Source organism: Amycolatopsis sp. NPDC004378 (assembly GCF_053602455.1).
In genome coordinates this window covers 170663-194835 of the sequence record NZ_JBSGDR010000006.1, presented here as the reverse complement: position 1 = coordinate 194835, position 24173 = coordinate 170663, and the positions used below count along the sequence as shown (strand labels likewise).

Sequence of the window (24173 nt, the reverse complement as noted above, 5' to 3'; positions counted from 1 at the left end):
CAAGATGGGTTCTGCCGCCGACGAGAAGGGACCTCCATGGACGCCGGAGACCTCGCCCCCGACTTCACGCTGCCCGACGACCAGGGCCGCGACCGCACGCTGTCGGACTTCCTGGCCACCGGCCCGGTCGTGCTGTTCTTCTACCCCGCCGCGATGACGGGCGGCTGCACCGCCGAAAGCTGCCACTTCCGCGACCTCGCCGCGGAGTTCGCCGAGGTCGGCGCGCACCGGATCGGCATCAGCCCGGACGGCGTCACCAAGCAGCGCCAGTTCTCCGAGGCCAACGACTTCGACTACCCGCTGCTGTCCGATGTGGAGGGTGTGGTCGCCAAGCAGTTCGGCGTCTGGCGGAAACTGGTGCCGCTGCACGCCAAGCGCGTCACGTTCGTGATCGGCGAGGACCGGAGGGTGCTCGAGAAGATCAAGAGCGAGCTGAACTTCACGGTCCACGCCGACCAGGCGCTCAAGGTGCTGCGGGAGCGCGACAAGGTGTCCTGAGCGTCACCGGCGCCACCCGCGCGGAGGCCACCCCGGCGGCCGGCGCACTCCGGCCGCCGGCCAGCCGCGCGGACGGTCCCGCCGGCGCCGCCGGACCGCGTACTCGTGCGCTTCCGCCCGGTTCCCGCGCTTCTGGGCCCGGTTCCCGGATTCGCGTCGCTCGCACAGCCACCGGTGACTGAGCTCGGTCCCCCAGGTGATGGTCATCGCGGCTCCCTACGCCACACGTGATCGGTCCCCGTGCACGCCGGGGCGAGCGGTTTCTCCGCCGGCTCTTCGCGCACCTTCTCGAAGCCCAGCCGAGCCGGCACGGCTCCACTCCGGACGTTCGCCTCGTCGTGCTTGATCTCGACGTACCCCGCGCCCAGCCGGAACGCCTCCGTCGTCAAGAGCGAAACCGCGCGGGTCATCAGGCCGCGGCCGGTGGCTTCGCGGGCGAGCCAATAGCCGATCTCGACGCCGCCCCCGCGCGCCCTGACGCCGACGCCGCCGACCGGCGAGCCGTCGACGCGGATCGCGTACTCGTACGCTTCCCCGCTCTCCCAGCGCTTCGCGGTCAGCCGGAGGAACTCGGCGCTGTCGTCGGCCGAATAGCTACCGGTCGCCCAGATCAGCCAGGCACCCAGGTGCTCGAGCGAGCCGGTGACCGCCGCGAGCAGCGCGGCCGCGTCCTCGGGCTGCCAGCGGGCCAGTGTGAAGCCGTCCCCGGCATACGTCTCGTTCACGGCTTCTCCTTCCGCCACACCTGTTTGACGCCCGCGCACGCCGGCGGCCGGACGCCGTCTTCGGCGGGTTCCTTGCGCACCGGCGAAAACCCCAGCCGCGCCGGGACCGCTCCACTTCGGACGTTCGCCTCGTCGTGCCGGATTTCGGCGTATCCCGCGCCGCGCCGGAAGGCGTCCGAAACCAGCAGCGAAACCGCGCGCGTCACCAAACCGCGTCCGGTGAAGTCACGAGCCAGCCAGTAGCCGATCTCGACGCCGCCCTCGCGCGCCATCACGCCGACGGCCCCGGCGAGCGAGCCGTCCACGCGGATCGCCCACTCGTACGCCCGGCCGGCTTCCCAGTTCTCGTGCGTCAGGCGGAGAAACGCCGCCGCGTCCTCGCCGGTGTAGCCGCCGGCGGCCCAGGGCACCCAGTCGGCCAGGTGCGCGCCGGACCCGGAAACCGCGGCCTGGACCGCGCCGGCGTCGGCGGACGTCCAGCGGGTCAGCGAAAACTCTTCGCGGGTCAGGGTCTCGGCCGGGATCTCCATGCGCTTCATGGTGCCCCGGCCGGGACCCGTCCCGCGAGCCATTAATTGACGATGACGCTGTCCGGGATCTCCGTGTCGTTCTTCAGCGCGTCGAACAGCTGCTTCGACTTCGTCTTGTCCCAGTTCTCGGCCGACGCGCTCGTCACCGGGACCGTCGTCGTCACGACGCCGCCCGAGGAGATGCCGCGCATCGCCCACGCCAGCCCGACGAGGTTGTGCACGTGGTCGCCGGAGTCCATCGTCAGCGCGTCCGGCCCGGAGCCCAGCAGCGGGAAGAAGTGGAACGGGTTGAGCAGCGTGCCCGGGCTCGCGATCTGGCTGACCAGGGCGCCGATGAACTTGCGCTGGTTGACGACGCGGTCGAGGTCCGAGCGCGGGGTCGCGTCGCTGTGGCGCATGCGCACGAAGCCCAGCGCCGAACGGCCGTCGAGCGACTGGCAGCCCGCCTTGATGCTGATGCCGGTGACCGTGTCGTTCATGTCCTTGTCGATGCACATGTCGACGCCGCCGATCGCGTCGACGATCTTCGCGAAGCCGCCGAAGCCGATTTCCGCGTAGTGGTCGATGTGCAGGCCCGTGGCGCCTTCGACGGTCTGCGCGAGCAGTTTCGGCCCGCCCAGCGAGAACGCCGCGTTGATCTTGTTCTTGCCGTGGCCGGGGATCGACACCTGCGAGTCGCGCGGCAGCGAGAGCAGCGTCGGCTTGGTGGAGTTGTCCGGGAGGTGCGCGACCATGATCGTGTCGGTGCGCTGCCCACCGCCGGCCGCGGCGACGTCGCCGGTGGCGAGGCGTTCCTCGTCGTCGGCCGTGAGGCCTTCGCGGCTGTCCGAGCCGACGATCAGCCAGTTGGTGCCGGCCGCCGCGACCGGGCGGCCGGAGTAGTCGGCGAGCGCGTCGACGCGCTTGATCGAGAACTCCAGGTAGACCCAGATGCCGGCGAGGAACACGACGAACACCAGCAGCAGGGTCATCAGGATCCGGCCGAAGCCCCAGCGACGGCGGCGCCGGGGCGGGCGGGACGGCGGGTAGTCGTCGTCCGGGCGCGGAGGGTCACGCCGGGGCGGCGGGGGCGGCGCGTACTGCGGCTCCGGCTCCCCCATCGGGCGGGTGCGCTCGTCGTACGGGCTGCGGCCCCGCCCGGGCAGCGGCATCATCTGCGCGCGCTGGTGGTCCCGGGGGCGGCCGGCGGGCCGGGGCGGCATGCGGCGGCCACCGTCGTCGCCTCGGTACGTCATCACATCACCCAATCCGGTCATGCGGTGCGGGCGTCCCAGGCCGATCGCACGCGCTCAAGAAGAAGACGTGCGGCACCCTGACACGGTTGTTCGACCGCGGCAACGCGAACGGGTGTGACGCAGCTCGCTACCGGTTCGGGACCTCGTAGCCGAACTGGTGGACCTTGAGGTACCCGGAGCGGAACCCGGCTTCCGAGTACGCCAGGTAGAACTCCCACATCCGCCGGAAGACGTCGTCGAACCCGAATCCGGCGACGTCGGCCCAGCGGTGCAGGAACCGTTCACGCCACAACCGTAGCGTGCGCGCGTAGTCCTGGCCGAACTCGCGCATCCCGGCCAGCTTGAGCCGGGTGTTCGCCACGACGCCCTCTTCGATCGAGCGCACGGACGGGATGATGCCGCCCGGGAAGATGTACTTGTGGATCCAGGTGTAGGCGCGCGAAGCCGCCATCATCCGATCGTGGTCCATCGTGATGGCCTGCAGGCCGAACCGCCCGCCCGGGCGCAGCCGCTGCCCGATCGTGGCGTAGAACGTCGGCCAGTAGGACGCGCCGACGGCCTCGATCATCTCGACGCTGACGACGGCGTCGTACTGGCCGCTCGACTCGCGGTAGTCGCACAGCTTCACGTCGACGCGGTCGGAGAACCCGGCCTTGGCGATGCGCTCGGTGGCCAGCGCGCGCTGTTCCTCCGAAATGGTCAGCGACGTCACGTGCGCGCCGCGTGCCGCGGCGCGGATGGCGAGCTCGCCCCAGCCGGTGCCGATTTCGAGGACCTCGCTGCCGTCGCGGACGCCGGCGTAGTCGAGCACGCTGTCGATCTTGCGGTGCTGGGCGGCGGTGAGGTCGTCGGCCGGGCCGAACAGCGCCGAGGAGTACATCATCGACTCGTCGAGGAAGGCGCCGAACAGGTCGTTGGACAGGTCGTAGTGCCGGTGGATGTTGGCCCGCGCGCCTTCGAGCGTGTTCTCCTCCGACGGCGGCTGCGTGCGCTCGGCGATCCGGCGGAACTTCTGCAGCACCGGCGGCACGAGCGTGGCCATCCGCTCGGCGAACGGGGTCAGCACCTCGGCCAGGTCGGACGCGGTCCAGTCGCCGGCCATGTAGGACTCGCCGAAGCCGATCTTGGCGTCGACACCGAGGCGGTGGAAGAACGCTTCGGGACGCAGAATGCGCATTTCGGGCGATTCGGGCCCGCCGGCGCCGAGGACGGTGCCGTCCGGGAACGTCACGCGGAGGTCGAGCGGGCGGACCGCGCGGCGGAACAGCGTGACGGCGATCCGCGCGCGCAGCGCCGAATGCGGCGGGGTGGCCAGACCCGGCCACCGGGACTCGTCGGGCACGTCCTGGGCCGACGCCCGGTCAACACTCGAGGTGGTCACGATTCTCCCTCCGCCGGCCAGGTGCGCCGGTGATCGATTTTAGTCGCCGCACCCCCGCGGCGCGCTTCGTCGAATGCCCTGTTCGGAAGCCTTTCACACCGGTATTCGCAGCCGCTGCGGCCCGGGCTCGGCCCAGGCGCCACGGAGTTCGTCACCGATGTCTCCGGCGAACACTTCCAGTGTGAAAGCCGTCGTCAGCCGGGTCCACACCGAGGACCGGCGCAGCATCGCGTGGCCCTCGTTGGCGATCTCGAACCGCGCCACGCGGGCGGCGACGCCCTCGGCGCGTTCGGCGAAGGCGTGGGACTCGGCCGGGCTGGTCATCCGGTCGCGGGTGCCGTGCACGATGAGCACGGACCGCCCGGCGACGGCCTCGACCGGCTCGCCCCGCGGCGTCCACGGCGCCAGCGCGCAGACCCCGCGCACGGCCGGGTCGTCGGCGACGCGCAGCGCGACGCGCCCGCCCATGGAGTGCCCGACCAGCACGACGGGCAGGCCCGGGTGGTCGGCGCGGATGCGCTCGAGGGCCCAGCGGGCGTCTTCGACGGGGTCCAGCACGGGCGCGTTCCAGCCGTAGCGGCGGTTGCGCAGCAGCCGCACCTCGACGCCGTCGCGCCGCCCCGCGCGGTGCAGGGCGCGCGCGATCGGGACCATGCGCAGGAACGCGAGCTTCCAGGGCGGCACCCGGCCCGTGCCGTGCTCGGCACCGCCGTGCAGCACGAGCACCACCGCTTCGGTCCGCCCGCGTGCCGGCCACACGGACACCGCCGGTTCTCCGCTCACCCCTGGTTCCTCCTCGCCCGCATCAGGACCAACCCCGCCCGCCCACCGGGCTATTCCACCGCGTCTCCCCATTCTCGCGGTAGATTCGGCGCCCGATCCCCGACGGAAGGGTGGGTGTGGTGAGCGCCACGGACATCTCGGGCAGTGTCGCCAAGCAGCTGGCGGACGTCGAGCAGGCCAACGCCGAAGCGGTACGGGCGGCGGCGGACCTGGTGCTGGGGGTGATCCGGGCCGACGCACTGGTCTATACCGCGGGCGCCGGGCACTCGCTGGCGGCCGTCGCGGAGACGTTCTACCGGGCGGGCGGCCTGGCGTGCGTCTACCCGCTGTACCACCCGGACCTGCTGCCGCTGCACGGCGCGGTGTCCAGCACGAAGACCGAGCGGCGCAGCGGGCTCGCCGCGGAGGTCCTCGCCGAGCGCGCGCCGGGCCCGGACGACGTGCTGGTCGTGTTCTCGACGTCCGGTTCGAACCCGTACCCGGTCGAGCTGTGCGTCGAGGCCCGGAAGCGGGGGGCGGCGGTCATCGCGGTGACGTCGCGGGCGTGCGTGGCGGCGGCGCCGAAGCGGTCGTCCAGCACCCTGGTCGAGCAGGGCACGGTGGTGCTGGACTCGCTGGTGATCCCCGGCGACGCGAGCTACCCGCCGGACGCGCCGCGCACCGCGCCGCTGTCCACTGTGGTCAACGCGTTCCTGTGGAACCTGGTCCTCGCGCAGGTCTACGACCGCGGCGCGGCCGAGGGCCTCGACGTCCCGCTGTGGCGCAGCTCCAACGTGGAGGGCGGCGACGAGGCGAACGCGGCGCTGCTCGAGAAGTACTCCGCGATCGTGCCCCGGCTGCGCTAGCCGGTTCGTGAAAAAGCACCGGCCGGGCACGCCTTGACGGGCGTGCCCGGCCGCTTTAGCGTCTGCATACCGACTGGTCGGTGTGGATCGGTCGAGGCGCTCGGAGGAGGGTCCCATGACCGGTTCCACCGCGACAGTGCAGGGCGAGTGCGCACCCGGGTTCGAGCCGGTGCGCGAGGCTTTCGAAGCGAACTTCAGCGAGCGCGGCGAACTGGGCGCCGCGTTCACGGCCATCCGCGACGGCGAGGTCGTCGCCGACCTGTGGGGCGGCTGGACCGGGCCGGACCGCACGACGCCGTGGCAGCCCGGCACCCTCGCCAACGTGTGGTCGACGACCAAGGGCATGACCGCGATCTGCGCGCACAAGCTCGTCGACGCCGGCGAGCTGGACGTCGACGTGCCGGTCGCGAAGTACTGGCCCGAGTTCGCCGCGGCGGGCAAGGCCGAGGTCCCGGTGCGGTGGCTGCTCACCCACCGCTCCGGCGTGCCCGGCATCGGCCTCGACCGGCCGGTGCGGGTCGAGGAGCTGTACGACTGGGACCTCATGACGTCGCTGCTGGCGGCCCAGGAACCGTTGTACGAGCCCGGTTCCGCGGGCGGGTACCACGCGCTTGCGTACGGCTGGCTCGTCGGCGAGGTCGTCCGGCGGGTGGCCGGGCAGGGCGTCCGGGAGTTCTTCGCCGAGCAGGTCGCGCGGCCGCTCGGCGCCGACTTCTCGATCGGGCTGTCCTCGGACGCGGACCTGGCCCGGTGCGCGACCCTCGTCGACCCCGTGATGAGCGAGGAGATGGCGAACGCGCTGGCCTCGGCGTTCGCCGCCGCCGGCCCGGTCGCGCAGGCCGCGTTGACGAACCCGCGTCTCGAAGGCCACCACGCGAACGACCCGGCGTTCCGCCGCGCCGTGCTGCCGGCGCTGAACGGCCACGGCACGGCCCGCGCGATCGCGACGATCTACGGCGGGCTGGCCACCGGCGACCTCCTGTCCGCACCGACACTGGCCCGCGCCCGCGAAAGCCAGGGCAAGGAGATCGACGCGGTGCTGGGCCTGCCGAACGAGTGGGGCCTGGGCTTCTACCTCGGCAGCGACGCCCGCGGCTTCGGCCCGAACCCGGCGGCCTTCGGCCACGACGGCCTGGGCGGCTCAACGGGCGGCGCCGACCCGGAAAACGGCCTCTCGTTCGGCTACACCCTCAACCAGCTGGGCCCCCTGATCCGCGACGACCCCCGCAAAATGGCCCTGGTCACCGCCCTCTACACGTGCGTCGAGGGGCATCACGCGTGATTCGAGGGGACACACCCGTGATTGGCGGGGCATCACCGTGATGCCCCGCCAATCACGTGTGATGCCTCTTCAATCACGTGTGATGCCTGCTCAATCACGCGTGATGCCTCTCTGATCACGCCACCGCGGGTTCTTCCTCCGCGAACTGGGTGGCGTGGAGGGTTGCGTAGCGGCCGTTCGCGGCCAGGAGTTCCTCGTGCGTGCCGCGCTCGACGATCTCGCCGTGCTCCAGGACCAGGATCTGGTCGGCCGCGCGGACCGTCGACAGCCGGTGCGCGATCACCAACGCCGTGCGGCCGGCCAGCGCGTGCGTCAGCGCCTCGCCGACCGCCGCCTCGGACTCGGAGTCCAGGTGCGCGGTCGCCTCGTCGAGGATGACGACCTTGGGCTGGGCCAGCAGCAGCCGCGCGATGGTCAGCCGCTGACGCTCGCCGCCCGACAGCCGGTAGCCGCGCTCGCCCACCGTCGTGTCGAGACCGTCGGGCAGGGACCGCACCAGCTCACCGAGCCGGGCCCGCTCCAGCGCTTCCCAGATCTCCTCGTCCGTGACGCCGGGACGCGCGTAGGCCAGGTTCGCGCGGATCGTGTCGTGGAAGAGGTGCCCGTCCTGCGTCACGACGCCGACGGTTTCCCGCAGCGAAGCGAAAGTCAGGTCCCGGACGTCCACATCGGACAGCCGCACCGAGCCGGAGTCGACGTCGTAGAGCCGCGGCAGCAGCGACGCGATCGTCGACTTCCCCGCCCCCGAAGACCCGACCAGCGCGACCATCTGGCCCGGCTCGGCGCGGAAGGAGATGCCGTGCAGCACCTCTTCCCCGCCGCGGTGGTCGAGCGTCGCGACGTCTTCGAGCGACGCCAGCGAGTACCGGTCCGCCGCCGGGTACCCGAACCGGACGTCGGAGAACTCCACCGAGACCGGCCCGGACGCCAGCGCCCGCGCGGCCGGCTTCTCCTCGATCATCGGCTTCAGGTCCAGCACCTCGAAGACCCGCTCGAACGACACCAGCGCGGTCATGACGTCGACGCGCACGTTGGCCAGCGCGGTCAGCGGCGCGTAGAGCCGGGTCAGCAGCAGCGCCAGCGCGACGACGGTGCCCGGTGCGAGCACGCCGGTCAGCGCGAGGTACCCGCCCAGGCCGTAGACGAGCGCCTGCGCCAGCGCCGAAACGAGGGTCAGGCTGGTCATGAACCAGCGGGTCAGCATTGCGGTCCGCACGCCGATGTCGCGGACGCGCCCCGCGCGCAGGCCGAAGTCGTCGGCTTCCTGGACCGGCCGGCCGAAGAGCTTCACCAGCGTCGCGCCCGGCGCGGAGAACCGCTCGGTCATCTGCGTGGTCATGCCGGCGTTCAGGTTCGCGGCCTCGCGCTGCAGCCCGGCCATCCGGCGGCCGAGCCGGCGCGCGGGCACCACGAAGATCGGCAGCAGCACCAGCGCGATGAGCGTGACCTGCCACGACAGCGTGAGCATGACGGCCAGCGAAAGCACCAGCTGGATGGTGTTGGTGACCAGGCCCGACAGCGTCGCGGTGAACGTCCGCTGCGCGCCGATGACGTCGTTGTTCAGCCGCGAGACCAGCGCGCCGGTGCGCGTGCGGGTGAAGAACGCGATCGGCATCCGCTGCACGTGCTCGAACACCGCGCGGCGCAGGTCGTAGATGATGCCCTCGCCGATGCGGGCGGACTGCCACCGTTCGATGAGCCCGAAGCCGGCGTCGGCGACGGCGAGCAGCGCGATGACGACGGCGAGCCAGACGACGAGCGGCAGGTCACGCCCGGCGACGATCGCGTCGACGACCTTGCCCGCCAGCACCGGCGTCGTCACCGCGAGGACCGCCGAGACGACGGTCAGCACGAGAAAGGCCAGCAGCCGTCGCCAGTGCGGCCGGGCGAACCGCGCGACGCGTTTGAGCGTGCCGCGGGTGAGCCCCTTCGGCACGTCGTTGGCGCGCATCGCCGAGCTCAGCAACGCCCAGGTGTTGTCCATGGGAAACCCCCAGTGTCAAAACCTCTACTATAGCTGAGGTTTTCTCCGGATATGACCTGGACAACGCCCTCGTCGTCCGATTGCTTCCCGCCGCCGTTCACTCCCCGCGAACAACCCGGTGCAGGGCGGCGCGCAGCCGTTGCGCGTCATCATCGGCCAGCGGCGCCAGCAGGAGCGCCTCGGCCTGCCTCGTGACCTCTTCGCCCGCCTCGCGGACCCGCTCCCCTTCGGCGGTCAGCGTCACCAGCCGCTTCCGGCGGTCGCCCGGCGCGACCTCGCGCCGGACCAGCCCCTTGGCCTCCAGCTCGTCGACGAGCGCGACCATTGTCGTCCGGTCGATGCCGAGGCGGGCCGCGCCGTCCTGCTGGGACAGGGCCGGCCCCTCGCCGAACAGCGTGAGCAGCGCGAGCTGGCGCCCGGTGATCCCGAGCGGCGCGTACAGCGGCTCGGCCAGCTCGGCCAGCCGCAGCTGGGCGTGCTTGAGCAGGTAGCCGAGCCGGCGGGTGACGGCTCCGAGGTCACTGGACACGCGAGAACTCTACACTTACGCTGATCGTCAGTCTTACTGATGATTTGTCACACTGATAATCAGGAGTACCTATGACCACGATCGGGCTGAAGCCACCCCAGCAGCACATCGGCGTCGGCGCACTCCGCGAGATCTGGGCCATCGCCGACGACGCCGGTTTCGACGGCTGCTGGGTGTTCGACCACCTCGCCCCGATGGGCCGCGACCGCACCGGCGACGTCTTCGACGGCTGGAGCCTCCTCGCGGCGATGGCCGAGGCGACGAAGCGCGTCCGGATCGGCTGCCTGGTGTCGGGCACCACCAACCGCCACCCGGGCACGCTCGCGAAGATCGCCGCGACCGTCGACCACCTGTCCGGCGGCCGGCTCGACGTCGGCCTCGGCGCGGGCGGCGACGCGCTCACCGACGCGATGATGGGCACCCCGACGCCGCCGGCCGTCGAACGCGTCGAAAGACTCGCCGAGACCTGTGAAATCCTCGGTCTGTTGTGGACGCACGGAGAAACCGATTACCGCGGCCGCCACTACACCCTGACCGGCGCGGTCAGCGATCCGAAGCCGCAGCAGGCGAAGCCGCCGTTGTGGCTGGGCAGCAGCGGCGAGAAGCTCGGCCTGCGGGTGGTCGCGTCGCACGCCGACGTGTGGCTCAACGCGGCCCTGCCGGGCACCGAAATCGCCGAACTGCAGCGGCTTTCCCGCGTCCTCGACGAGCACTGCGCGGCGGTGGGCCGCGACCCGGCGACGATCCGCCGCGCCACGCAGTTCCGCCTGCCGTCCGATCCGGACACCGCGCTGCGGCTCGCCCGGAGCCACCTGGAGGCGGGGTTCACGGAGCTGGTCCTGATGGCGACCGGCCACGACGACCCGGTGAAGGCGGCCGAGGCGGCCGCGGAACTGCTCCCCCGCCTGCGGGAGCTGGGTTGAGGGCCCACGGACGATGCCGGGTTCGGCGCACCTCCGCGGCGTGCCACAACGCCGGGGCGACGCCCCCACCACCGATGAGCCCCGCTGAACTCGGCCACCAGCCCACGGCATAGCGACGCCGTCTTGCCCGGTGAAAGCCCGGCTGAACTCGGCCGCCGTCCCACCGGCGCAAGCGGCGTGCCCCGGCCGAACCTGGCCACCAGCCCACGGCAAAGCAACGCCGTCTTGCCCGGTGAGAGCCTGCCTGAACCGGGCGGTCGGCGACGATTCCGGCGTGCTCGGTAGCCTGGCCGGGTGGGAACGGAGGTGGGCCGGGCGCCCGCATGGCGGCGCGCGGCACGGCTCTTCACGGCACCCGCGAGCACCCTCGAACGCGCACCCCTGCGCTGGGACCTGGGTTTTTACCTCGCCTGCCTGGCCTTCGCGCTGCCGACCGCGCTCGTCTCGGAGTTCTACGGCTATCGCGCCTGGGGGAACTTCGCGACCGTCGCGTACGGCTTCGGCGTGCTGCACAGCGCGTGGCTGCTGTGGGCGGCGCGGAAAGGCCGTACGCCGCACGGGGTGCTCGGCTCACGCTGGTGCGGGATCGCCGCCGTCGCCCTGTTGGCAATGATCCTTCCGTTGGCAGTTCTGGTGATTCGCCGACTGACCGGAGTGGACTGGCTGGTCACGCCGGTCTCGTGGGCCGCGCAGCCCGAGGTCTGGGTGATCGAGCGCTCGGCGGATCTGCTGCTGCACCACGGAACCCCGTACGTCGACGTCACCGCGCTCGGGCGGGCGCCGGTGGTCAACGACTACACCCCCTACGGGCCGGTGATGACCGTCTTCGGCCTGCCGCGCGCGCTGTTCGGCGGCACGCCGCTGACGAACGCGCTCACCGACGCCCGCTGGATGTTCGCCCTCGCCGCCTGCGTGTGCGTGCTGGGCACGCTGAAGCTGCTGAAGTGGCCGAAGGTCCCGGTGGGCGCCGCACAGCTCGCGCTCGCCTGCCCGCTCACCGCGCTGACCTGGGCCGTCGCCGGCCCTGACCTCGCGATCGTCGGGCTGCTCGTGCTTTCCTGCGCGCTGGCCGCCACCGGGCGGATCGCCTGGTCGGGGCTGGTGCTGGCGCTCGTGATCAGCGCGAAGCTCATCGTCGCGCCCGCGGCCGCGGTGCTGGCGGTGTTCGTGCTGGTACGGCGGGGGAAGGGGCTCGACTGGCCCGCGCTGGGACGGTTCGCGTCCGCGCTGGTGGCGACGACGGCCGCGCTGCACCTGCCCGTCTACCTGGTGGATCCGGCGGCGTTCGTCGAGCACGTCTTCCGCTTCCCGCTGGGGATGGGCGTCGTGCGGTCGCCCGCGGCGAGCCCGCTGCCGGGCCACCTGATCGCCGAGACCGGGAAGTTCGGCCAGGTGGCGGCGTTCGTGCTCCTCGGCGCCGCGGCCGTGGCCGTGCTGGTCTGGCTGGTGCGCCGGCCCCCCGCGAACGGCTCCGGCGCAGTCCTGCGCATCGCCGTCGGACTCGGCGCGTTGATCCTGCTCACCCCGGCCACCCGCTACGGCTACCTGGTGTATCCCCTGGTCCTGCTCGGGGCGTACCTGGCGTTCCTGGCGGCCGAAGATCCCGCTGCGCCCCCCGCGCAGCAGTCCGCGATTACTTCTTCTTGACCCTGGTGGCCCCGCCGCGCCCCCGCAGCTGGACTCCGGACTCCGACAGCACCCGGTGCACGAACCCGTAGGACCGGCCCGTCGACTCCGCGAGGGCCCGGATGCTCGAGCCCTTCTCGTATTTCTTCTTCAGGTCAGCGGCCAGCTTGTCGCGCGTGTTGCCGGTGATCCGCGCGCCTTTCTTGAGATCAGCCACGTCGATCGCCTTCCCGCCGAGAGTGTTCTGGGCCACATATCGGCCCCTGCCGGGGCAATGATCGAACACTGAGCGCCGGATTGCCAGACGACAGACGTAAAACGACCGAAATTGCGATCACATTGGGCCATTCCAGTGCCGGGCGGTAGTGATCTTGCACCCGAATGGACGCATCGATCACGCAAGCTGGACAAGTTCCAGATAGTCCGCCGACCAGTGGTCCTCGGTGCCGTCGGGCAGCAGGATGACCCGCTCCGGCTCCAGGGCCTCGACCGCGCCGGGGTCGTGCGTGACCAGTACGACGGCGCCCGCGAAGCTGCGCAAAGCGTCCAGGACCTGGGCACGGCTGGCCGGGTCCAGGTTGTTCGTCGGCTCGTCGAGCAGCAACACGTTGGCAGCGCTGGAGACCAGGCCCGCGAGCGCGAGCCGGGTCTTCTCGCCGCCGGAAAGCGTGCCGGCCGGCTGGTCGAGCTGTTCGCCGGTGAAGAGGAACGAGCCGAGCAGGTTCCGCAACTCCTGAGCACCGGTGTCCGGCGCGAGGTGTCGGATGTTTTCCCACACCGACGCATCATGATCAAGAGTTTCGTGTTCCTGTGCGTAATAGCCCAAACGCATTCCGTGACCCGGAACGACGGAACCGGTGTCCGGAGTTTCCATTCCGCCGAGCAGCCGGAGCAAAGTGGTCTTTCCCGCGCCGTTCAACCCGAGCACGACCACCTTCGACCCGCGGTCGACCGCGAGATCGACGCCGGTGAAGATTTCCAGTGAGCCGTACGACTTCGAGAGCCCCTCGGCGGTGAGCGGGGTCCGGCCGCAGGGCGCGGGCTCGGGGAACTTGATCCGGGCGACCTTGTCGGCCTGCCGGGTGTCCTCGAGCGAGCTCAGCATCTGCTCGGCGCGGCGGGCCATGTTCTTGGCCGCCACGGCCTTCGTCGCCTTCGCGCCCAGCTTCGCGGCCTGCGCCTGCAGAGCCGACGCCTTCTTCTCGGCGTTGGCTCGCTCGCGGCGGCGGCGCTTCTCGTCGGTCGCGCGCGCGTCGAGGTAGCGCTGCCAGCCCATGTTGTACAGGTCGAGCTCGCCGCGCGTGGCGTCGAGGAACCACACCTTGTTGACGACGTCGGCCAGCAGCTCGACGTCGTGGCTGATCACGACCAGGCCGCCGTCGTGCTGCTTGAGGAACCCGCGCAGCCAGTTGATGGAGTCGGCGTCGAGGTGGTTGGTCGGCTCGTCGAGCAGCAGGATCGTCTCGGACTTGCCGCCGGCCCCGGCTTCGGCCGCGGCGAACAGGATCCGCGCCAGCTCGACGCGGCGGCGCTGGCCGCCGGAAAGCGTCTGCAGCGTCTGCGCGAGGATCCGGTCGGCGAGGCCGAGGTTCGAGCAGATCCGCGCGGCTTCGCTCTCCGCGGCGTACCCGCCGAGGGACGCGAAGCGCTCCTCGAGCCGGGCGTAGCGGTTGATGGCCTTGTCGCGCGCGGCGTCGTCGACCAGCTCGGCCATCGAGGCCTGAGCCTTCTCCATGTCGCGCATCAGCTTGTCGAGGCCGCGCGCGGAGAGCACGCGGTCCTTCGCGGTGACCGAAAGATCACCTTCGCGCGGGTCCTGCGGCAGGTAGCCGAGCTCGCCGGTGCGGCGGACCTCGCCGGCGTGCGGCTCGCCTTCGCCGGCGAGGACCTTCAGCGAGGTGGTCTTGCCCGCGCCGTTGCGGCCGACGAGGCCGATGCGGTCGCCGGGCTGGATGCGGAGGGTGGCGCCGTCGAGCAGGATGCGCGAACCGGCGCGCAGCTCAAGGCCAGTGGCCGTGATCAAGGAAGACTCCCGTGGAAAGGGGGCGTACAGAGGGACAGTGCCTACCAGTCGACCAAGGCAGGCGGCTACTCGGCTCGTTCGTCCGGCAGCGGCGTCACTCCAGCTGGATATCCACGGAACCCAGTGTACGGGGCGCTGTCGACAGGATTTTCCGGACGTGTGCGGTCTCACCCGTCGCGCAGGGTGATCCGCACGGCGATGGCCCGTCTGGCCGCCTCGTCGAGGACCGCGCGACTGGGCTCCCCGATCTCCAGCACGCGGGGTTCGGCGCGGTCGAACAGCGGAGCCAGCCGACGGTCCGCGCGCAGCTCGTCGAGGGCCCGCCGGTCACCGCCGAGCACCACGGCGTCCACTTCGGACAGCAGCGGCACGAGCACTTCGAAGACGTCCTGGGCGGCCGCCTGCACCGCCTGCCGGGCCTGTCCGCCGCGACGGCGCGCGAAGCGCTGCTGCGACCAGCCGCCCGCGGCGGAACGGCCCTGCACGAGCCGGCGGTCCGTGCGGGAGAGCTCGATCCGGCCGTTCCACGCGACGCCGACGCTGTGCGCGCCCCGCCGGAGGAGCACGAGCGCGATCCGGCGGGGCACCAGTGCGTGCGCGACGAGCGCGTCGACGACCAGGCCGTCGTAGGTGCCCGGCGGCGCTTCCAGCGGTCCGAACGGGACGGTCGCGGTCGCCGAGGCGCCGTCGGCCGCCGCCGCGCGGACCGCGTACGCGGCGACCTCGGTCGTCACGACACCGTCGTGCCGCGCGGAGAAGCGGTCGAACCAGCCGGCGAGGCGGTCCGGCGGCACCTCCACCGCGCGACCGCCACCCGCGACCTGCCGTGGCTTCGCCATGGAAAAAACGGTACGGGGCCGCCGCGTCACCGCGACGGCCCCCGTTCGGGTTGTTCGGTTCAGCGAGGAGCGTTACAGCGGGTGCACCGGGCCGTTGTTCGTGTAACCCCGCACGTTCGACGGCGCGCCGGGCGCCGGGGGCTGCACGAACCCGTTGATGTGCAGGGCGACCGAGCGGATCGAGCCGACGTCGCCGCCGGCCGCGTCCACCACGAAGAACGTCCAGGTGCCGTCGACGGCCGCGCCGGTCAGGTTGCCGGTCAGCGACTGCGTCGGGCGCCAGGTGCCGGTGAACGGCGCGTTGGCCGAAGTCACCGTGCTGAACGCGGCCGCGGCGGTGTCGGCGAAGACGACCTGGCAGAAGTTCTTGCCGGAGCCGCCGTTGCGCTGGAACACCGTCGCCTTGGCACCCGAGGGCGCGGTCAGCGTGCCGACCAGGTCACCGACGTAGGAGTGGTTGAGCCCCACCGTCGTCGAGGTCGGATCGGTGCTGCAGGTGGTGCCGTCGACGGAGAACGTCACCTTGGACGCGCGGCCGACCCCGGTGACCGGGATGGTCACCGACGCGCCGACCGGGCTGTTGTCCGGGATCGCCACCGGCGCCCCGGTGTAGGCGAAGGTCTGCGCGACCGGCGACGGGGTGCCGACCGGCAGCGAGAACGTCGACGTCGTCGGCGAGTGCGCGCCGGCGAAGGTGACGCGGGCGTTCAGCACCACCGGCACGCCGAGCTGCTGCGTCGCCGGCACGGTGATGGTGAAGTCGTTGACGCCGGTCTGCCCCGGGCTGATGGTGCCGTAGGACTTGGACCGCGGCGCCACCGTGACACCCGGGGTCGGGCTGGTGAGCACGACGCTGGTGGACACCGCGGTGCCGTCACCGTCGTTGGTCACCGGCAGCGTCACCTTGGCCGTGTCGCCCGGGTCGAGCGACGAGCCGCCGTCGGCCGGGGTGACGGTCGGCTGCTTGGCCACCGCGAGCGGCTGCGGGCTGGCGCCGGTGTAGGCGAGCACCTTGTCCGCGAGGATGACGCCGGCGCCGGTGAAGTTGTCGCGGCCGGGGGCCTCGATGTCGACCGCCGTGTTGAGCAGTGCTTCACGGACCTCCGACGGCGGCAGGCCGGGGTTGCCCGAGAGGACCAGCGCCGCGATGGCGCCGGCGTGCGGGGCGGCGGCCGAGGTGCCGAAGAACGGGCTGAAGCCGGTGACGCTGGTCTTCACGCCGTCGGCCGCGGTGATCTCCGGCTTGTTCCGGACCTCGCCGCCGGTCGAGGAGACGTTGCCCGGGGTGATCGGGGTGCCGTCGGCTTCGTAGAACATGCGCCGCGGCCCGTCCGAGGTGAACCGCTCGGCCTTCGACGCGCCGCTGAACGAACCGGGGTACGGGCCGGCCGGGTTGGCCGGGTCACCCGGCTCGAGGGGACGGCCGAACGCCGCCGCCGCGGGCGTGGCCGCGACGCTGAAGGCGTCCCGCGCGGCCGAGTGGCCGACCGTCACGCCCGGGGTGTTGTAGGCCTTGAGGCCGTCCGCCGAGTCCTTGAACCGGCCGCGCAGCGCGGACAGCGACAGGTAGCGGTTCTGCCCCGAGAACTTCACGACGGCCAGGCGCAGCCCGGTGCCGCCGAAGGCCGGCGTCTGCAGGATTTCGTACGGGTCCTGGGTGCCGTCCTGGACGTTCTGGCTGAAGCTGACCACGGCGCCCGCGGAGTTGAGCAGGTAGAGGTCGTAGTCGTTGGCCGAGTGGCCGAGCGGGTCGGACCAGTGCAGCGTCACGGGTACGCCGGCCGAGGACGCGTCGGAGATGGGCTCGTAGATCTGGTTGCCCGCGGCGCCGGCGAAGTTGTGCGCGGCACCGGCGAACTTGCCGACCGACTTGCCCGAGTCGACGAAGTCGCCTTCCCAGTGGGCGGCCGTGCCGTCGGCGACGTTGCCCTCGTTGCCCGCCGAGGAGAAGTACAGCGCGCCGTTCGCGGTCACGTCGTTCACGGCCTGGGCGATGATCCAGTCCTGGAACGGGGATTCCTTGAAGTAGATGACGTCGTCGACGATGACGTCGCAGTGCGATTCGAAGCGCAGCTTGCGGATGTTGTCGGCGAAGCTGGCGTCGGAGTTGAACGCCGAGGCGAAGCCGAGCTTCGCGTTGGGCGCGAGGTCGTGGATGATCTCGAGCATCGCGGTGCCCTCGTCGCCTTCACCCTCCTGGCCGGCGATGACGTCGACGTCCGGCGGGAGCTCGCCCTTGGCGACCGAGGAGGCCAGGGAGTCGACGCCGTCGGACAGGGCGCACGCCTTGACGCCGACGCCGGTGACGCCGAACTGCTGACGGGCGATGTCGGCGTTGTGGGCGCGGTCGCCTTCGCTGGTGAGGGTCGCGGCGGCGGCGGCACTGCTGCGCTGCGACTTGGCGGAAACCGCCTTCTGCAGCTCGCCCGCGATGCGGTCGGCCTTCTGCTGCTTGGTTTCGGTCTTCGCGGGCGTGGTCGAGGGGGTGGCCAGCTCGTGGGCGGTCATCGCCCCGTCGGCCTGTTCGATGCGCTGGACGTCACCGCGGGCGGCGATCTCGCTGACCTTGGCCACCGGGACCTCGGCGCGGATGCTGGCGTACCGGTCCGACACGGCGCGGATGCCCGCTCCGGCCTTGGTGAGCGAGGAGACGAGGTCCGGCGAGACCTTGCTCGCGCGGATGTCGACGAGGGCGGTCCCGGCGGACGAGACGCCCGACTGGAGCGCGTTCAGCTGCTTTCCCAGGCCCTTTTCGGCGACCAGCAGCTTGCTGTCTACTTTGGACTCGGTGGCGGTGCGGCCCGCCTTGACCGCCTGCAGGGCGGCGATCTGCTGTTGCGCGGTTTCGCTGAAGGTGTCCGGTGTGGACGCGGTGGCGGCGCCCGCGGCGGGCGGCGACACCAGGCCGAGGGCGGCGAGCAGTGCCGCGGCCCCGGCGGTGAGCACGGTGGTTCTCGATCTCGTGGAACGGGTACGACGCACGTGCGCCTCCGATTCTCCAGGCGCGTGCCCCGACTCACGCTGACCGACGCCGGTGATCACCGGCTGGATCAAGCTAAGTACGGTGAGTTCTCCGTAAAAAGCGGCCGTTGGAGTGACAAAGGACGGATAATTTCCCCAACCGGCCGGAGGTCGTAGGCCGTTCAGCGCAACGGTGAATTTCCCACCGGACAGCTACAGGACAAACGAGTCCGACCACGGCTGCGCGGCCCGGCCCGACAGCGCGTCCAAAAGGGTCACGGCCTGCTTGTCCGTCAACGAAGCCACGAAGTCCACCACCGCGCGGCCCCGCGCGAGGCCGCGCACCGCGTCCGCGCCGGTCACCGGCTCCCCCGTCGCGCCGATCAGCAGTTCGGGCGCCGTCCGCGCCAGCTCCGTGTACTCGGCATGCGCCAGCTCGACGAGGTCGTGCAGCCGCCGCGGCAGCCGGGAAACCTCGTCGCGGTCGAGCAGCCACGCGTCGAGCGCGTCGACCAGGCTCGACACCACCCCGGCCTGGCCGCGCTGGTGCAGCGCCAGGTCCGGCCGCAGCAGCACGAACCGGCGGTGCACGAACTTCAGCACCTGGACCTCGTGCCACTGCGCGGGCCGCAGCGACACGTGCCCGGTGCGCGTGGACGGCGACGCCAGCACGAACACGCCGTCGACGAGCCGGGACGTCCAGTTCGCGGAGAACGCCGCCGTCGCCTGCTCGGCCTCGATCGAGCCGTCGAACTCGGCCGCGAGCAGGCCGTCCACCAGCTCCGCGCGCACCCGCGCGACCGCGGCGGCGAACGCGTCGTCGTCGACGATCCACGCGTCCTTCACGTGCATGCGGCGGCGAAGGCGTTCCAGCGACCGGCCGGGCCGGCGCAGCCCGGCGTGCAGGGTTTCGTCGTCGAGCGCGGCCAGTTCGCCCGCGTGCTCGAGCCACTGCCCCAGCTCGGCCGCGACGGGCGCGTGCTGCAGGACGCCGATGCGGTGGAAGTCCTGGAGGTCGTGGATGGCGTAGGCGATGTCGTCGGCGGTGTCCATCACGGACGCTTCGACGGTCTGCTGCCAGCCTTCGAGGCGGCCCGCGAAGGCCGCGCGCGCCTGCTCGAAGTCGTCGAGTTCGGTGGCGTAGGCGGAAAACTTGGCCGCGCCGGTGCCGGGCGCCCCGTCCGGCTCGCCGGCGCCGCGGGGCGGCACGGCCATCGCGGACGGGTGCGGCGCCGGGTGGTGCAGCCGCAGCCACGGGTACTTCAGCACGGCCGCACGTACCGCGGCGGTCAGGTCGAGCCCGATCGCCGACGGCCCGCGCACGTCGGTCGTGGTGAGGATGCGGAAGGTCTGCGCGTTGCCCTCGAAGCCGTCGGCGAGGCCGAAGCGGTGCCGGGCGATGCGGTCGAGCGTCTGCTCCCCGAGGTGCCCGAACGGCGGGTGCCCGAGGTCGTGGGCGAGCGCCGCGGCCTCGGCGACGTCGGGGTCGCAGCCACCCAGCTTATCGGCGAGACCGGCGTCGGTCCCGGCGGTGATCCGCTCGGCGATGGCCCGCGCGACCTGCGCGACCTTCAGGCTGTGGGTCAGCCGGTTGTGCAGCAGCCCGGCACCGCCGGCGCTGACCACCTGCGTCACCCCGCCGAGCCGGGCGAAGAACGGCGACGCGGCGATCCGGTCGCGGTCGATCCGGAACGGGCTGGTCGCCAGGTCGGTGAACCCACCGACGTTCGCCACGGGATCCCGCCGCGCGGCCCGCGGGTCGGTCTGCTCGCTGCCCTGATCCATGCGCCCGACCCTATCCGGAGGTGCCGCGACCGGCCGCCGAGACCGTGTCGACCCTCCCATCACGCATGATGCCCCTCCAATCACGCGAGATGCCCGCCCCATCACGAGTGATGCCCGTCTGATCACACGTGAAGCCCGCCCCACCACGCGTCAGGCCGCTCGGCGTCCGTGCACGGACGGGTCACAACCGTGATCGGAGAGGCATCTCGCGTGACTGCGGGGGCATCTCGCGTGATCGGAGGGGCATCACTCGTGATCAGGGGGACGACACGGCGTCAGGTCTGTGGCGGGGTCGTGTAGGCCTTCAGGGTCCGGTCGGCGGCCGTGCGGGCCTGGGACGGGTCCGCGCCCGCCGCGACGTCGGCCGCGTACCAGGCCTCGCCCGATGCCGTCATGAACTCGATGCCCTCCGGGGACATCATCCAGGACATCGCCGCTTCCGGGTCGACCGCCGAACCCGCGGACAGGTGCAGGACCAGGCCGACCAGCGCGCCGTCCCAGCCGATGCCGACCGCGCCCGGGCCGAACTCGTCCCAGCGGTCGTCGACGTGCGCGACGTGCTCCAGCTCGAACCGGGTGCCCTCGCCCTCGGGCGTGAGGCGGACCTCGATCCAGCTGACGTTGCCGCCGAACTCCCAGGTCGCGGCGAAGCTCTTCGGCGGGTCGCAGCGTTCGACCGTGCCGCCCGCGTTGCCCTCGAACTGGTACTTCCCGCCCGGTTTCAGGTCGCCGGAGACCGGCAGGAACCAGCGCGGGATGCGCTCGGGGTTCGTGCAGGCGTCCCACAGGTCGTCGAGGTCGGTGTCGTAGACCTGGCTGATCGTCAGGACGCGCGCCTCCTTGCCCTCCAGCACGCGGTCGCCGAGCGTCCGCCGGACGGCGCTGATCTGGTGGCTGACGTCGATCACGGGGAGTCTCCTTGGTTCAGTCGCCGTTCGCGCTTGCCGCGGGCGATTTCGGTGGCCAGGGCGTCCAACGGCGGGGTCCAGTACCGGCGGAACCGGCCCAGCCAGTCGTCGACGTCCTGCAGGGGGGCGTGCCCGACCGCGTACAGCCGCCGCGTCCCGTCCTGCCGGACGACCGCGAAGCCGTTTTCGCGAAGCACCTTCAAGTGCTGGGACACCGCGGGCTGCGAGATGCCGAACTCGGCCCGGATCACCTCGGTCACCGCGCCGGCGGCCCGCTCGCCGTCGGCCAGCAGCTCGAGGATCCGGCGGCGGACCGGGTCGCCGAGGACGTCGAACGCGTGCACCTCGTCAAGCTACAAGCCGCTACTTATATAAGTCAACACTGAACAAGTGGCCGACGTCACCGCGTGTTAGCCCGATGTGGGTAATGGCGGTGAACATCAGTCGACATCCGTTTCGTTTCGCCGGGCGACCCGCGACGATCGGGGCGTGAAGTCGCCACGCGCGGTCCGCTTCGCCTACCAGCCGCTGTACAGCCTCCACACGGGAGGCGTCGTGGCTCACGAAGCGCTGGCCAGGCCGGGCCAGGGCACCGTCCCCGAACTGCTGGCGCAGGCGCGCCGCGACGGCCGGCTCGCCGACGTCGACCTCGGGCTCGCGATCGCCGCCGTCCGGCAGGCCGAGTCGCCGCTCCCCCTGCACCTCAACCTCTCCGCCCGCACGCTCGCCGCACCACAGGCCATGTACGAAGACCTGCTGGAAGAGCTCGGCGACGCCGGTCGCCGCACCCGCGACGTCGTCCTCGAGATCGGCCCGCCGTTCGCCGCGGTGCCCGCCGACCGCGCGCTCGCCGGGATGCGGGCGCTCACCGAGCACGGCTTCCGGCTCGCGCTCGACGGCCTCGGCCGCGGCGACCTGCCGCTCGGCCTGCTCGTCGAGGCACCGATCGACCTGGTCAAGCTCGACCGCACGGTGCTGCGCGGGCTGCCGGACGAGCCGGCGTCGGCCGCGCTCGTCGAGGCCCTGCTGCACTACACCAACCGCACCGGCACCCGGCTGGTCGCGACCGGCGTCGAGACCGACGCCCAGCTCGACGCCGTCCGCGGCCTCGGCATCCGGATCGCCCAGGGCAACCTGCTCGCCCCGCCGACCGCGGCCGGCCCCGCGCCGGCGCTGCTCACGCGGACCCACACCACCACGCGCGCGCCCGGTCCGGCGCAGTGCGTCGGCGACTTCCTGCGCCCCGCCACGACGCTGCCGGAGACGGCCACCTGCGACGACGTCCGCGAGAAGCTCGCCTCGGCCGACGCGCCCTCGGGCGTCGTCGGGGTCGACGAGCTGAACCGGCCGCGCTGGTCGGTCGACCGGACGCGGTTCCTGGTCGCCGTCACGGGGCCGTACGGGCACGCGCTGCACGCGAAGCGCCCGGCGGCGCGGCTCGCCGACACCCCGCACACGATCGAGGCCCGCGCGGGCGCGATGGAGTTCCTCGAGCTGGTCACCGACGCCGACTGGGGCCGCACCGGCGACGACGTCGTCGTGGTCGACGACGTCGGCCGCTGCCTCGGCGTGGTACTGGTGACCGAAGTGGTGCGCGGCGTGGCCGAAGCGAAGGTCGAAGCCGCGGCGTCGCTGAACCCGCTCACGCGGTTGCCGGGCAGCGACACGGTCGCGCGCGACGTCGCCCGCCGGATCACGATCGGTGAGCCGTTCGTCGCCGGGTGGCTGGACATCGACTCCTTCAAGGCGGTCAACGACACGGCTGGCTTCGCCGCGGGCGACGACCTGATCCGCGAACTGGGCGGCGCGCTCACGGAGCTGACCGGCCGGCTGCGGCGGCTGCGGGTGAGCCACGTCGGCGGCGACGACTTCCTGGTGGTCTGCGACGTCGACGAGATCGCGACGGTGGCGGGCGCCCTGCTGGACCGCCGCTGGTCGGCGGACGGCATGCCGGTGACGGTCTCCCTGGCGACCCTGGTCTGCGCGAGCGGCTCGATCCGCTCGTACCAGGAGGCGTCCCGGCTGCTGGCCCCGCTGAAGAAGCGCGCGAAGGCGGTGCCGGGATCGAGCTGGGTGCTCGGCCGCCCGGGCTCGAACCGCGTCGAAGTGCTGCGCGGTATCGGGACGAGGGGCCTGCAGGCCGCGGCGGGCTAGAAGTACTCGCGCAGGTAGCCCGCGAAACGCTCGTCGACCTCCGCCGCGGTCAGGCCGAACTCTTCGAGGGTGTACCGGTGGGCCGGTTTCCGCTCGCCCGAACGGCTTTCGCCGTGCAACGCGGTCATCGCCGCGCGGGCCTCCGGGGTGAGGGTCAGTCCGAAGTGGTCGTACACAGTGGACACCGTCCCGATCGGGTCCGCCACGAAATCCTCGTACGCCACATCGCAGAACTGGGCCGCGTCGTAGCGGGTGCGGGCTTCGCGGAACTCGTCGGCGCCACGGCCCCACAGCTCCAGCTGGCTTCGGCCGATCACCTCGCCGCGGAACTTCGTCGACCAGCCGTCCGCGGCCTTTTCGGCGAGGCTGCACATCGAGCCCATGATCGTCCGCGGTGCGCGGTGCGTCTGGATCACCAGCGCGTCCGGGTAGGCCGCCATCAGCGCGTCCAACGCGAAGAGGTGGCTGGGGTTCTTCAGCACCCAGCGCTTGCCCGCGTCCGGCAGCCCGATGAGCTGCAGGTTCCGCCGGTGCCGGGCGTACGCGTCCGTCCAGTCCTGCTTCGCGAGCCACCGCGAGTAGCGGGGCACGTGCGCGAGGCACTCGAACGACAGCGACCGCATCGACTGGCGCAGCAGCTGCCAGCACTCCTCCACCTGGTCGGCGGACATGTGGTGCACGCCCATGAACTCCGGGTGCTCGACGTGGTGGCGTTCGTACCCGGCCTGGATCCCCTGGAACACCGGGTTCTCCGCCCACGTCTCACGCGGCGGCCGCGGCTGCGGGACCTCCGCGAGCCACACCTCCAGGCCCTGGTGCCCGGGGTCCTCGGCGAGCAGCCGGTGCAGCGCCGTCGTGCCGGTGCGGGGCAGGCCGGTCACGAAGACCGGCCGTTCGATGGGCACCGACGCGGACTCCGGGTGCTGCTTCCAGCCCGCCTCGCTGAGCAACCGCGCCACGAGCGCGCCGCGCAGCATCGCGCGGTGCACCTTGTTGCCGAACAGCGTCAGCTCCTCGTCGGCGTCGTAGGACTCCAACAGCACGCGCAAGCCTTCGACGTACTCGTCGCCGCCGAAGTCGTCGAGCCCGGTGAGCTTCGTGGCCGACGCGTGCAGGTCCTCGACGGTGCCGACGTCTTCCCGGCCGGGGAGCATGGATCCTC

General features: G+C 71.9%; 21 protein-coding genes. 6 read left to right on the top strand and 15 right to left on the bottom strand.

What is annotated here, in order from left to right; all coding sequences use genetic code 11:
* The first annotated feature begins 36 nt into the window (after positions 1 to 36).
* Positions 37 to 498 carry a peroxiredoxin gene (locus ACWEN0_RS20885; protein WP_451975689.1) on the top strand — a complete coding sequence of 154 codons (462 nt, stop codon included), beginning with the start codon at positions 37 to 39 and terminating at the stop codon, positions 496 to 498.
* Between the two features lie 203 nt (positions 499 to 701).
* On the opposite strand, the gene ACWEN0_RS20880 is transcribed toward ACWEN0_RS20885, so the two are convergent.
* From ACWEN0_RS20880 to ACWEN0_RS20860, 5 genes are all read right to left on the bottom strand, one after another.
* Positions 702 to 1223, bottom strand: a complete 522-nt coding sequence (locus tag ACWEN0_RS20880; RefSeq protein ID WP_451975686.1) for a GNAT family N-acetyltransferase — start codon at positions 1221 to 1223, stop codon at positions 702 to 704.
* Positions 1220 to 1753: a GNAT family N-acetyltransferase gene (locus tag ACWEN0_RS20875; RefSeq protein WP_451975683.1), complete on the bottom strand. Its 534-nt coding sequence runs from the start codon at positions 1751 to 1753 to the stop codon at positions 1220 to 1222. The genes ACWEN0_RS20880 and ACWEN0_RS20875 overlap by 4 nt, the downstream gene beginning before the upstream one ends.
* 41 nt (positions 1754 to 1794) lie before the next feature.
* On the bottom strand, positions 1795 to 2988 hold the full coding sequence (locus ACWEN0_RS20870; protein ID WP_451975680.1) for an LCP family protein: 1194 nt from the start codon (positions 2986 to 2988) through the stop codon (positions 1795 to 1797).
* A gap of 127 nt (positions 2989 to 3115) precedes the next feature.
* Positions 3116 to 4369: a class I SAM-dependent methyltransferase gene (locus ACWEN0_RS20865; protein ID WP_451975677.1), complete on the bottom strand. Its 1254-nt coding sequence runs from the start codon at positions 4367 to 4369 to the stop codon at positions 3116 to 3118.
* Positions 4370 to 4462: 93 nt separating this feature from the next.
* Positions 4463 to 5152, bottom strand: coding sequence for an alpha/beta hydrolase (locus ACWEN0_RS20860; RefSeq protein WP_451975675.1), 690 nt, complete (start codon positions 5150 to 5152; stop codon positions 4463 to 4465).
* Positions 5153 to 5268: 116 nt separating this feature from the next.
* Here ACWEN0_RS20860 and ACWEN0_RS20855 point away from each other — a divergent pair, with 116 nt between their 5' ends.
* The gene (locus tag ACWEN0_RS20855) at positions 5269 to 5997 is read left to right on the top strand and encodes an SIS domain-containing protein (protein ID WP_451975672.1); all 729 of its coding nucleotides are present in this window, start codon (positions 5269 to 5271) and stop codon (positions 5995 to 5997) included.
* Positions 5998 to 6112: 115 nt separating this feature from the next.
* On the top strand, positions 6113 to 7279 hold the full coding sequence (locus tag ACWEN0_RS20850; protein WP_451975669.1) for a serine hydrolase domain-containing protein: 1167 nt from the start codon (positions 6113 to 6115) through the stop codon (positions 7277 to 7279).
* A gap of 115 nt (positions 7280 to 7394) precedes the next feature.
* Here ACWEN0_RS20850 and ACWEN0_RS20845 read toward each other — a convergent pair whose 3' ends face one another.
* The gene (locus ACWEN0_RS20845) at positions 7395 to 9263 is read right to left on the bottom strand and encodes an ABC transporter ATP-binding protein (RefSeq protein WP_451975666.1); all 1869 of its coding nucleotides are present in this window, start codon (positions 9261 to 9263) and stop codon (positions 7395 to 7397) included.
* Positions 9264 to 9360: 97 nt separating this feature from the next.
* Positions 9361 to 9792, bottom strand: a complete 432-nt coding sequence (locus ACWEN0_RS20840; RefSeq protein WP_451975664.1) for a MarR family winged helix-turn-helix transcriptional regulator — start codon at positions 9790 to 9792, stop codon at positions 9361 to 9363.
* Positions 9793 to 9863: 71 nt separating this feature from the next.
* Here ACWEN0_RS20840 and ACWEN0_RS20835 point away from each other — a divergent pair, with 71 nt between their 5' ends.
* Both ACWEN0_RS20835 and ACWEN0_RS20830 read left to right on the top strand, forming a co-directional pair.
* A complete protein-coding gene (locus ACWEN0_RS20835; protein ID WP_451975661.1) occupies positions 9864 to 10715 on the top strand; it encodes an LLM class flavin-dependent oxidoreductase in 852 nt (283 codons plus the stop codon).
* A 294-nt stretch (positions 10716 to 11009) separates the two neighbouring features.
* Positions 11010 to 12362, top strand: a complete 1353-nt coding sequence (locus ACWEN0_RS20830; protein ID WP_451975658.1) for a glycosyltransferase 87 family protein — start codon at positions 11010 to 11012, stop codon at positions 12360 to 12362.
* Here ACWEN0_RS20830 and ACWEN0_RS20825 read toward each other — a convergent pair.
* The 7 genes from ACWEN0_RS20825 to ACWEN0_RS20795 all read right to left on the bottom strand — a co-directional run bounded on the left by ACWEN0_RS20825 (position 12349) and on the right by ACWEN0_RS20795 (position 21201).
* Positions 12349 to 12558, bottom strand: coding sequence for a helix-turn-helix domain-containing protein (locus tag ACWEN0_RS20825; protein ID WP_003071237.1), 210 nt, complete (start codon positions 12556 to 12558; stop codon positions 12349 to 12351). The genes ACWEN0_RS20830 and ACWEN0_RS20825 overlap by 14 nt on opposite strands.
* A gap of 177 nt (positions 12559 to 12735) precedes the next feature.
* On the bottom strand, positions 12736 to 14364 hold the full coding sequence (locus ACWEN0_RS20820; protein ID WP_451975655.1) for an ABC-F family ATP-binding cassette domain-containing protein: 1629 nt from the start codon (positions 14362 to 14364) through the stop codon (positions 12736 to 12738).
* Positions 14365 to 14531: 167 nt separating this feature from the next.
* Complete coding sequence (locus ACWEN0_RS20815) at positions 14532 to 15203, bottom strand: acVLRF1 family peptidyl-tRNA hydrolase (protein WP_451975652.1); 672 nt, start codon at positions 15201 to 15203, stop codon at positions 14532 to 14534.
* Between the two features lie 72 nt (positions 15204 to 15275).
* Positions 15276 to 18149, bottom strand: coding sequence for a S8 family serine peptidase (locus ACWEN0_RS20810; RefSeq protein ID WP_451975649.1), 2874 nt, complete (start codon positions 18147 to 18149; stop codon positions 15276 to 15278).
* 228 nt (positions 18150 to 18377) lie between these two features.
* On the bottom strand, positions 18378 to 19949 hold the full coding sequence (locus tag ACWEN0_RS20805; protein ID WP_451975646.1) for a deoxyguanosinetriphosphate triphosphohydrolase family protein: 1572 nt from the start codon (positions 19947 to 19949) through the stop codon (positions 18378 to 18380).
* A 275-nt stretch (positions 19950 to 20224) separates the two neighbouring features.
* Positions 20225 to 20857 carry an SRPBCC family protein gene (locus ACWEN0_RS20800; RefSeq protein ID WP_451975644.1) on the bottom strand — a complete coding sequence of 211 codons (633 nt, stop codon included), beginning with the start codon at positions 20855 to 20857 and terminating at the stop codon, positions 20225 to 20227.
* Positions 20854 to 21201 (bottom strand): ArsR/SmtB family transcription factor, encoded by a 348-nt coding sequence (locus ACWEN0_RS20795; protein WP_451975641.1) that lies wholly within the window; start codon positions 21199 to 21201, stop codon positions 20854 to 20856. Before ACWEN0_RS20795 ends, ACWEN0_RS20800 begins: the two co-directional genes overlap by 4 nt.
* A 145-nt stretch (positions 21202 to 21346) precedes the next feature.
* On the opposite strand from ACWEN0_RS20795, the gene ACWEN0_RS20790 reads away from it, so the two are divergent.
* Positions 21347 to 23011: a GGDEF domain-containing protein gene (locus ACWEN0_RS20790; RefSeq protein ID WP_451975638.1), complete on the top strand. Its 1665-nt coding sequence runs from the start codon at positions 21347 to 21349 to the stop codon at positions 23009 to 23011.
* Here ACWEN0_RS20790 and ACWEN0_RS20785 read toward each other — a convergent pair.
* On the bottom strand, positions 23008 to 24165 hold the full coding sequence (locus ACWEN0_RS20785; RefSeq protein WP_451975635.1) for a sulfotransferase family protein: 1158 nt from the start codon (positions 24163 to 24165) through the stop codon (positions 23008 to 23010). The genes ACWEN0_RS20790 and ACWEN0_RS20785 overlap by 4 nt on opposite strands.
* Positions 24166 to 24173: the final 8 nt, after the last annotated feature.

Coding starts and splice junctions, on each gene's coding strand:
- ACWEN0_RS20885 (WP_451975689.1), top strand. CDS start 37: ATGGACGCCGGAGACCTCGCCCCCGACTTCACGCTGCCCGACGACCAG.
- ACWEN0_RS20875 (WP_451975683.1), bottom strand. CDS start 1,753: ATGGAGATCCCGGCCGAGACCCTGACCCGCGAAGAGTTTTCGCTGACC.
- ACWEN0_RS20870 (WP_451975680.1), bottom strand. CDS start 2,988: ATGACGTACCGAGGCGACGACGGTGGCCGCCGCATGCCGCCCCGGCCC.
- ACWEN0_RS20850 (WP_451975669.1), top strand. CDS start 6,113: ATGACCGGTTCCACCGCGACAGTGCAGGGCGAGTGCGCACCCGGGTTC.
- ACWEN0_RS20845 (WP_451975666.1), bottom strand. CDS start 9,263: ATGGACAACACCTGGGCGTTGCTGAGCTCGGCGATGCGCGCCAACGAC.
- ACWEN0_RS20835 (WP_451975661.1), top strand. CDS start 9,864: ATGACCACGATCGGGCTGAAGCCACCCCAGCAGCACATCGGCGTCGGC.
- ACWEN0_RS20815 (WP_451975652.1), bottom strand. CDS start 15,203: ATGGCGAAGCCACGGCAGGTCGCGGGTGGCGGTCGCGCGGTGGAGGTG.
- ACWEN0_RS20805 (WP_451975646.1), bottom strand. CDS start 19,949: ATGGATCAGGGCAGCGAGCAGACCGACCCGCGGGCCGCGCGGCGGGAT.
- ACWEN0_RS20785 (WP_451975635.1), bottom strand. CDS start 24,165: ATGCTCCCCGGCCGGGAAGACGTCGGCACCGTCGAGGACCTGCACGCG.